The 8,328-nt window shown below is 68.7% G+C and carries 11 protein-coding genes; 3 read left to right on the top strand and 8 right to left on the bottom strand.

Going from position 1 to position 8,328, the window contains the following annotated elements; genetic code table 11:
• From GJ693_RS11635 to GJ693_RS11625, 3 genes are all read right to left on the bottom strand, one after another.
• Positions 1 to 628, bottom strand: a 628-nt coding sequence (locus GJ693_RS11635; protein ID WP_156256468.1) for a sulfotransferase-like domain-containing protein, incomplete at its 3' end; no start/stop codon positions are given.
• Positions 625 to 1,581, bottom strand: coding sequence for an aminotransferase class IV (locus GJ693_RS11630; RefSeq protein ID WP_156256467.1), 957 nt, complete (start codon positions 1,579 to 1,581; stop codon positions 625 to 627). The genes GJ693_RS11635 and GJ693_RS11630, both read right to left, overlap by 4 nt.
• Complete coding sequence (locus GJ693_RS11625; RefSeq protein WP_156256466.1) at positions 1,578 to 1,772, bottom strand: DUF1192 domain-containing protein; 195 nt, start codon at positions 1,770 to 1,772, stop codon at positions 1,578 to 1,580. The genes GJ693_RS11630 and GJ693_RS11625 overlap by 4 nt, the downstream gene beginning before the upstream one ends.
• A gap of 47 nt (positions 1,773 to 1,819) precedes the next feature.
• Between GJ693_RS11625 and GJ693_RS11620 the strand changes: the two genes are divergently transcribed.
• Both GJ693_RS11620 and GJ693_RS11615 read left to right on the top strand, forming a co-directional pair.
• A complete protein-coding gene (locus GJ693_RS11620) occupies positions 1,820 to 2,821 on the top strand; it encodes an NAD(P)H-quinone oxidoreductase (protein ID WP_156256465.1) in 1,002 nt (333 codons plus the stop codon).
• On the top strand, positions 2,814 to 3,476 hold the full coding sequence (locus tag GJ693_RS11615) for an HPP family protein (RefSeq protein WP_328598833.1): 663 nt from the start codon (positions 2,814 to 2,816) through the stop codon (positions 3,474 to 3,476). Before GJ693_RS11620 ends, GJ693_RS11615 begins: the two co-directional genes overlap by 8 nt.
• Here the strand turns inward: GJ693_RS11615 and GJ693_RS11610 are convergent.
• Positions 3,473 to 4,693, bottom strand: a complete 1,221-nt coding sequence (locus GJ693_RS11610; RefSeq protein WP_156256464.1) for an aminotransferase class V-fold PLP-dependent enzyme — start codon at positions 4,691 to 4,693, stop codon at positions 3,473 to 3,475. The two genes, GJ693_RS11615 and GJ693_RS11610, sit on opposite strands and share 4 nt — an antisense overlap.
• A 103-nt stretch (positions 4,694 to 4,796) precedes the next feature.
• Here GJ693_RS11610 and GJ693_RS11605 point away from each other — a divergent pair, with 103 nt between their 5' ends.
• Positions 4,797 to 5,486 carry a DUF1013 domain-containing protein gene (locus GJ693_RS11605; protein ID WP_156256463.1) on the top strand — a complete coding sequence of 230 codons (690 nt, stop codon included), beginning with the start codon at positions 4,797 to 4,799 and terminating at the stop codon, positions 5,484 to 5,486.
• 37 nt (positions 5,487 to 5,523) lie between these two features.
• On the opposite strand, the gene scpB is transcribed toward GJ693_RS11605, so the two are convergent.
• The 4 genes from scpB to GJ693_RS11585 all read right to left on the bottom strand — a co-directional run.
• Positions 5,524 to 6,096 carry an SMC-Scp complex subunit ScpB gene (scpB, locus tag GJ693_RS11600; protein ID WP_156256462.1) on the bottom strand — a complete coding sequence of 191 codons (573 nt, stop codon included), beginning with the start codon at positions 6,094 to 6,096 and terminating at the stop codon, positions 5,524 to 5,526.
• On the bottom strand, positions 6,093 to 6,914 hold the full coding sequence (locus tag GJ693_RS11595; RefSeq protein ID WP_197042143.1) for a segregation and condensation protein A: 822 nt from the start codon (positions 6,912 to 6,914) through the stop codon (positions 6,093 to 6,095). The genes scpB and GJ693_RS11595 overlap by 4 nt, the downstream gene beginning before the upstream one ends.
• Positions 6,875 to 7,915, bottom strand: a complete 1,041-nt coding sequence (gene nagZ, locus GJ693_RS11590; RefSeq protein ID WP_156256469.1) for a beta-N-acetylhexosaminidase — start codon at positions 7,913 to 7,915, stop codon at positions 6,875 to 6,877. Before nagZ ends, GJ693_RS11595 begins: the two co-directional genes overlap by 40 nt.
• On the bottom strand, positions 7,915 to 8,328 hold a 414-nt coding region (locus GJ693_RS11585), incomplete at its 5' end, for an SPOR domain-containing protein (RefSeq protein ID WP_197042142.1). The genes nagZ and GJ693_RS11585, both read right to left, overlap by 1 nt.

The following is an 8,328-nucleotide window of genomic DNA, read 5'->3' as shown; positions in this document are numbered from 1 at the left end:
CCTCGCGGCCCTCGAACCCGGTCGAGGCCAGCACGCGGTTGTACCAGTGCGGCGCCCACACGCCGTCGGTGACGCGTGGGCCGGGCGGCCAGTGCAGCATGGCGGCATCCCAGGCGATGCCCAGCGCAGTGCACAGGCGGGACAGCGTGCCGGCCGGATCGGCCAGCACATCGGCGGAATCGACCACCGGCGGGGCGTGGCCGAGCCGGTCCGCCTCCGCCTCGAACCAGGCGCGCTGCTTCGCAAAGCCGAGCCCTTCCGTCGTCACCACCTCGCGCTTTTCGGCGTAAGAGGCGATCACCCGTTCCGGCGCGCGGATCAGGAAGGCGTGGGTGAAGCCCTTGAGGTCGCCCAACTGCACGGGGCCGACCATGTGGTGCACCATGTGCTTCTGATACCAGACCGGCTGCGCACACAGGCCGGACAGGTCAGCGGTGACGCTGTGCCAGTCACAGTCCATGGCGGCGATGACCTCGGCCGCCATCGGGTGATCGTCGCCGGTGTGCTTGAGATAGGCGCCGTAATAGGGTTCGTCGCTGACATGGCAGTCGGCCCGCGCACCAAAGCTGCGCATCATCGCTGTCGACAGGTTGCGCGGTCCCGACCACATCGCAATGCGGATGGTCACGGCCGCCCTCGTGCCGCCACGTCCGTTTCGATCAACTGGCGATAGAGGCCCTGGAGCCGTTCCACCATCGGCCCGCGTGCGTCGGTCAGCGCGCGGCCGTCGATGCTGGTGACAGGCACCACCCCGGCAAAGGTGCCGGTGACGAAGGCCTCGCTGGCCGAATAGACGTCGGTCAGCGAGAAATTCTTCTGGAAGACGGGAATGCCATTGTCCTCGCAGAGGGCGATGACGTTGCCGCGGGTAATGCCGGCGAGGCAGTAATCGCCGGTGGAGGTCCACACCTCCTGCACACCGCGCCGGTTCTTCTTCACGATGAAGAAGTGGGTGGAGTTGCAGGTCGCGACAAAGCCGTGCGGATCGAGCATCAGCGCTTCGTCCGCCCCGGCCTGCGTCGCCTGGATGCAGGCGGTGATGCAGTTGAGTTTTGAATGACTGTTCAACTTCGGGTCCTGCACATCCGGATGGCCGCGGCGGACGTGGACGGTGGCGAGTCGGATGCCCTTCTCGATCGTGCTCGGCAGCGGGTCCTTGTGCTCGGCGATGATGACGATCGTGGCCGGCGAGACCACCACGCGCGGGTCCTGATAGGGCGTCGAGCGCAGGCCGCGGGTGACCATCAGGCGGATGTGGCAGGCGGTCATCGCGTTGGCGTCGATGGTGGCATAGAGCCGCTGCTCCATCTCGGCGCGGCTGATGCCGATATCCATGAAAATGGCCTTGGCGCCCTCCCACAGCCGGTCGAGATGCTGATCGAGGAAGGCGACGCGGCCGGCGTGGACGCGCAGGCCCTCCCACACACCGTCGCCCAACATGAAGCCCGAATCGAACACGCTCACCATCGCCTCGGCGCGGCGGATAAGCTGGCCATTGACGTTGATCAGGATGGTCTCGTTGCGCGGATCGGCAACGAAATCATGAGTGCCCAGAGACGTCTGAGGTGCGCTGGTGGTCATTTCTTGAACAGGCTGTCGGCGGCGGCACGGAAACTGGCGGCGCCGTCGCGCTTGGCCCTGGTGCGCACAAGTTCGGCCTCCAGTGCGGTGATGCGTTCATCAAGGTCGGCGATGGAGAGGCGGTCAAGGTCCTCCCGGGCCAGATCGGCGAGCAGGTCACTCTTCTTCTTGGGCAGGTCTTCATCGAACATGGGCGCAACGGTTGACCGGGCCATGCCGCCTGTCAATATCCGCAACCATGACCATTCCCACCACCATGACCGCCATCGACCCCGCCGCGCCGGGAGGGCCCGAGGTATTGCAACCCGTCTCCCGCCCCGTCCCGCAGCCCGGCCCGGGCGAGGTGCTGGTGAGGGTCGCGGCGGCGGGCGTGAACCGGCCGGATGTGTTGCAGCGGCTGGGCCTCTATCCGATGCCGCCGGGCACGCCGACGATCATGGGCCTGGAAATCGCTGGCACCGTGGTGGCGGTGGGTGCTGAGGTGACACGCTGGCGCCCCGGCGACGCGGTGTGCGCGCTGGTGGCAGGCGGCGGCTATGCCGAATATTGCACCGCGCCGGCTGGCCAGTGCCTGCCGGTGCCTGCCGGCATGGCGATGACGGATGCGGCCGGCCTGCCGGAAACCTGGTTCACCGTCTGGTCCAACGTGATGGACCGCGGCCGGGCGCGGCCGGGTGAGACGATCCTGATCCACGGCGGCACCAGCGGCATCGGCATCACCGCGCTGCAACTGGCGAAGGAGGTTGGGCTGACGGCGATTGCGACGTGCGGCACCGATGAAAAATGCGCGGCGGCGGTGGCGCACGGGGCAGCCCACGCCATCAATTACAACAGCCAGGATTTTTCCGCCGAGGTGCTGGCGCTGACCGGCGGCAAGGGCGTCGATATCGTGCTCGACATGGTAGGCGGTGATTATGTGCCGAAGAATATCGCCTGCATGGCCGATGATGCCCGCCATGTGAGCATCGCCTTCCAGCGCGGGCCGACCGCAGAGGTGAACCTGGCGCTGGTGATGCGCAAGCGCCTTGTGCTGACCGGATCGATGCTGCGCCCGCGCCCGATCGCCTTCAAGACGGCGATTGCCGAGACACTGGAGGGCGTGATCTGGCCGGCGTTCGAGGCGGGGCGGCTGACGCCGGTGACCGACATGGTCTTTCCGCTCGCCGACGCTGCGGCCGCCCACCAGCGCATGGAGGCCGGCGCGCATGTTGGCAAGATCGTGCTCCGCATCGATGGCTGAACTGCCGCGCTGGATGCCACGGCTGGCCGGTGCCTCGCTGGCGGACCGGTTGCGCGCCGGGCTGGCCGCCATGCTCGGTATCGCGCTCGCTGCGTTGGCGTCTGGCCTGGTGCCGCACCCGGCGGCGCTGTCCTTGCTGCTGGTGGCGCCCATCGGTGCCTCGGCGGTGCTGGTGTTTGCGGTGCCGGCCAGCCCGCTGGCGCAGCCTTGGGCGGTGCTGGGCGGCAACATGATCTCGGCCGCCGTCGGAATGGCAACCGCCGCGCTGGTGCCGATGCCCGCGCTGGCCGCCGGCATCGCTGTGGGCGGCGCCATCATCGTGATGAGCCTGGCCCGCTGTCTGCATCCGCCCGGTGGCGCGGTGGCGCTCACCGCCGTGCTCGGCACGCCGCTGCTGGCGGCGACCGGGCCGTGGTTTCCGCTGCTGCCCGTCGGTCTCAATTCACTGGCGTTGGTGCTGGCCGGCTGGGCCTGGCACCGTGTGTCGGGCCACAGCTATCCGCACCGGCCGCCGGCGGCGGTGGCGCCGCTGTTCCACCGCGAGGACGTGGACAGGGCGTTGGCCGAGATGCACGAAAGCTTCGACGTGGCGCCCGAGGATCTCGACGCGCTGCTCAATCGCGCCGAAGCTCATGCGCGGGCGCGGGTTCGTTAACTGACCATGCCCCGTGGTGCGAAGCGCTCTTCCTGCCACTCGCCGCTGTCCAGCACCGCCTGCAGCGCCGCCAATGCCGTGCCGACGTCGGCAAAGCGGGTGGTCAGCGCCGGGAAGCCGAAGCGCATGGCATCGGGCGGGCGCATATCGCCGATGACGCCGCGGGCGATGAGGGCGGTCATCACGCGGCGGGCTTCAGGATGGCGGATGATGACATGGGCGCCGTGGCGGCCCTGTGGTGGCGCGTCGACGGTGACACCCGGCAGTGTCGCCGCGCCGGCCGCAAACAGGGCGACAAGCTGGCGGGACTTGGCTTCGGCCTGGGCTATATCAATGTCGGCAAACGTCGCCACGCCTGCCTCCAGCGCGCGCATGGCAAGGATTGGCGGGGTGCCGGTGAGCAGCCGCCGTGCGCCGGCAGCGGGCGCAAAATCGGCGGCAAAATCGAAGGGCGCGGCATGGCCCATCCAGCCGGTGAGCGCAGGCAGCGCCGTCTCCCAGTGGCGGCGGGCAAGATAGGCGAAGGCCGGCGCGCCGGGGCCGCCGTTCAGAAACTTGTAGCCACAGCCCACCGCGAAATCGATGCCATCGGCATCCAGCTGCACCACCAGTGCGCCGGCCGAGTGCGACAGGTCCCACAGCGTGAGCGCTCCGACGGCGTGGGCCGCAGCGCTCATCGCCGCCATGTCGTGCACTTCGGCAGTCACATAATGCGCGTGGCTGAGCAGCAGCAGCGCCACGTCGGCATCGAGCGCGGTGACGAGTTCGGCGCGCGGCACGCGCTTCAGCGTCACGCCTGCCAGGCGGGCCAGTCCCTGCATCACATAGGCATCGGTGGGGAAATCGCTGGCTTCCATCAGAATGGTGCGCCGGCCTGGCCGCAGCGCCAGCGCCGCGCTGGCGAGCTTGAACAGGTTGAGGCTGACCGAATCGCAGGCGACCACCGCGGCCGGCTCGGCGCCGACAAGGGGCGCGATGGCGGCGCCCAGCGTGACCGGCAGATCGATCCAGCCGGCATCGTTCCAGCTGCGGATCAGGCCATCGCCCCACTCGCCCGCCACCGTCTGCGCCAGTCGCTCCGGCAGGGCGGCGGGCAGCGGGCCCAAGGAGTTGCCATCGAGATAGATGACGCCCGGCGGCAGCCGGAAACGGGCGCGGGCATGGGCCAGGGGGTCGGCCGCATCAAGCGCGGCCAGCTGGGTGGGGGTGGGCATCATCGCCCGCCCTTGCGCCACAGCCGGCGCTCCATTACAAGCACTCACGTCCAGCCGTCCCCCCAGGGGCGGCTGTTTTCATGTTTGAAACACAGGAGCCACGATCATGGCCGCCAAGTCCCTGCCCCTGATGCCGCACGCCACCGCCGCCTGGCTGGTGGACAACAGCGCGCTCACCTTTTCGCAGATCGCCGATTTCTGCGGCCTGCACGTGCTGGAAGTGCAGGCGATCGCCGATGATACCGCCGCCACCAAGCTGAAGGGTCGTGATCCGATCCGCGCTGGCGAGCTGACCCGCGAGGAACTGACCGCCGGCGAAGCCAATCCGGACCACGAGCTGAAGATGGCCCGCCTGCCGGAACAGGCGCGCCGCACCTCCGGCCCGCGCTACACGCCGGTCTCCAAGCGTCAGGACAAACCGGATGGCATCCTGTGGATCATCAAGAACCACCCGGAAATCACCGACGGCCAGATTTCCAAGCTGATCGGCACCACCAAGACGACGATTGCCGCCATCCGCGACAAGAGCCACTGGAACTATGCCAACCTGCAGCCGCGTGACCCGGTGACCCTGGGCCTGACCAGCCAGCGCGAGATGGACGCGCTGGTCGCCGCCGCCGCCAAGAAGGCCGGCATCGATACCAGTGTCGACATGGAGAAGGTGGAAGCCGACCGCGCGGCGCTGATCACCCAGCTGCAGGCCGAACGCGAAGCCGCCGCCCACGCGCCGGAAACGCCGGTGTCGACGACGCCGGGCACCGCGCTGGAGCAGGGCGAGGCGCTGTTCAGGCGGTAAGGCTTTACGCGCTCCCCTGCCGCTTGCGGGAGGGGAGTTACTCTTCCCGCCCACCCAGCGGCAGCGGCAGCTCGCGCGGCGGCTCGCGATCCAGCAGCCCGGCGGCCTTCAGATCGGCCATGCCAGGCAGGTCGCGGCGGGTGGTGAGGTTGAAGTGGGCCAGAAACTCCGGCGTGGTGGCATATTGCAGCGGCCGGCCCGGCGTCTCGCGGCGCCCGGCGGGACGCACCCAGCCGGCTTCCATCAGCACGTCGATCGTGCCGCCTGACACCGCAACCCCACGGATTTCCTCGATTTCCGGGCGCGTCACCGGCTCGTGATAAGCGATCACCGCCAGCGTCTCGACAGCGGCGCGGCTGAGCTTCTTCACCGTCTCGCGGCTGGTGCGCAGATAATGGCCGAGGTCCGGCGCGGTCTGGAACTGCCACTTGCCGCCACGCTCGACGAGGTTGATGCCGCGGTTCTCGTAGGACGCGGCCAGGGCGCGCAGGGTGGGCAACAGGTCGCCACGCTCGCCGACATGGCGGGTGAGTTCGCTGAGCGACAGCGGCGCCTCGGCGGCGAACAGGATGGCTTCCAGCGCCCGGGAGAGGGCGAAGTCCTCGGTCATGGCGTCGGTCCAGTCTTGGCCTTCAACAGGATGGGGGCAAAGGCGGCACCTTGGCTGAGCGTGGCCTTGCCCTGGCGGGTGAGTTCCAGCGCGGCGACAAAGCTGGAGGCCAGCACCGAGCGGGCATAGGCTTCGTCGGCCAGATCGGCCGGCAGGAAGCGCACCAGCTCCGTCCAGTCGATGCTGCGGCCGAGCAGATGTTCAAGCCGTTCAATGGCTTCGTCCAGCGCCATCACCGCCCGGCGGCGCACGACATGGACGGAACGCGAGCGCCGCGCCGTGATGGCGCCATAGGCGGAGAGCAGGTCGTAATAGCTGCATTCGTAGGTTGAGCGCCGGTCTTCGGCGAGGCCTTCCGGGTTGGGGCGGCGGAACATGTCCCAGCCCAATTGCGGGCGGGCGAGCAATTTCTGGCCGGCCTCGCGCATGGCCTCCAGCCGCTGCAGCTGGAACTGCAGCTTCAGCGCCAGCTCGGCCGGATCGGGCTCGGCCTCCGGGTCCTTGGGCAGCAGCAGCAGGGATTTGAGATAGGCCAGCCAGGCCGCCATCACCAGATAATCGGCGGCGAGCTCGAGGCTGAGCGCCTTCGCATCGCGGATGAAGTCCAGATATTGATCGACCAGAGCCAGGATGGAAATCTGTGCCAGATCAACCTTTTGCGCCCGTGCCAGGGTGAGCAGCAGGTCGAGCGGGCCTTCCCAGCTGCCCAGTTGCAGGATCAGCTTGGCTGTTTCCGGTGCAGCCCGCACCGGCTGGTCGAAGCTGTCCTCGACCTCGCTCACGCCAACGCCAGCAGAGCGTCGCGGGCGGCGGCCCATTCGGCCACCGGCGTGGCGTCACCCGGCCCCATCCACGCCATGGCGGCGGCGAGGCGGGTCGCGGCGGCTTCGCTCATCACCGGGGCGGCTTCGACGATCGAACGCATCTCGTTGAAATCGCCCGAGCAGTGCAGCGCGATATCGCAGCCGGCATCGAGACAGGCGAGCGCGCGGGCGCCGAAATCGGCCAGCGCATTGCTGCCGGGCGGATGACCGCCCGACTGCGGGTTGCCGAGCGCGTGCATGCCGAGATCATCGGACATCAACAGGCCGCCGAAGCCGATATCATGGCGAATGAAATCAATGATATCCGGCGACAGCGTGGCGCAGCGCCGGGCGTCGAGTGCGGTGTAGGTGATGTGGGCGGTCATCGCCATCGGCGCATTGGCGAGGCGACGGAAGGGTTCGAAATCGCGTTCCAGTTCATCGCGGCTGGCGGTGACGACCGGCAGTTCGAGATGGCTGTCCGCCCGGGCACGGCCGTGGCCGGGGATATGCTTGATGACGCCGCAGATGCCGCCGGCCTTGAAGCCATCGAGCACCGCCTTGCCCAGCGCCGAGACCACCATCGGTTCGGTGCCGAAGGCACGATCGCCAATGATATCATGGCCTTGCGTGTCGCGCACGTCGAGCAATGGCAGGCAATCGACATTGATGCCGAGATCCTTCAGCAGCGCCGCCAGCGCCAGTGCGTTCAGCCGGCAGGCCTCGATCGCGGTGATCGGTGCCTTGTCATACAGGTGCCCGAAGCGTTCGCCGGTCGGGAATTCGGGCCAGTGGGGCGGCCGCAGCCGGGCGACGCGGCCACCTTCCTGATCGATCAATATGGGCACGTCGCGGCCCGCCAGATCGCGCAGGCTTTGGGTCAGCGCGCGCACCTGGCCGGGCGAATCGACGTTTCTTTTGAACAGGATATAGCCGGCCGGGTTGGCGGCGCGGAACAGTGCGCGCTCCTCGTCGTTGAGCGCCAGGCCGGCCAGCCCGAGGAAGAGCGGCTGCATCATTTCCGCACCGCTTCGCAGGCGCCACCGGCGGCCAGGATCGCCTTGCAGGCCGCGTCCACATCGGCCGCCTGCCCGCGCACCCGCCACAGCGTCTTGCCGCTGGACGAAGTGAGTTTCTGGATCTGCTTGCCCGACAGCTTGCCCTTGCCCGACACCCGGGCCCACTCCTCTTCGGCCTTGGCCTCGCTCGAAAAGGCGCCGATCTGCACCAGTCCGCTGGCCGTTTTGGCCGGCGCGGTGGCCGGTTTTGCCGCGGCGGTGGCCGCGGGTGGCGTTTTGGGGGCCGGTGCTGCCGGTGCGGTGACCGGCGGCTTCACGGGCGCCGGCTTCACCGCCGCCGGTGCGGGCAGGGTCGCGGCCGGTTTGGGCGGCGCGGTGCGGGCGGGCGCTGGCGGGCCGGCTGGCATCAC

The organism is Sandarakinorhabdus oryzae, from assembly GCF_009733735.1.
Classification (GTDB): Bacteria; Pseudomonadota; Alphaproteobacteria; order Sphingomonadales; family Sphingomonadaceae; genus Sandarakinorhabdus; species Sandarakinorhabdus oryzae.
Note: the sequence above shows the minus strand (reverse complement) of the source record. Positions and strands in the feature narration are given on the sequence as shown.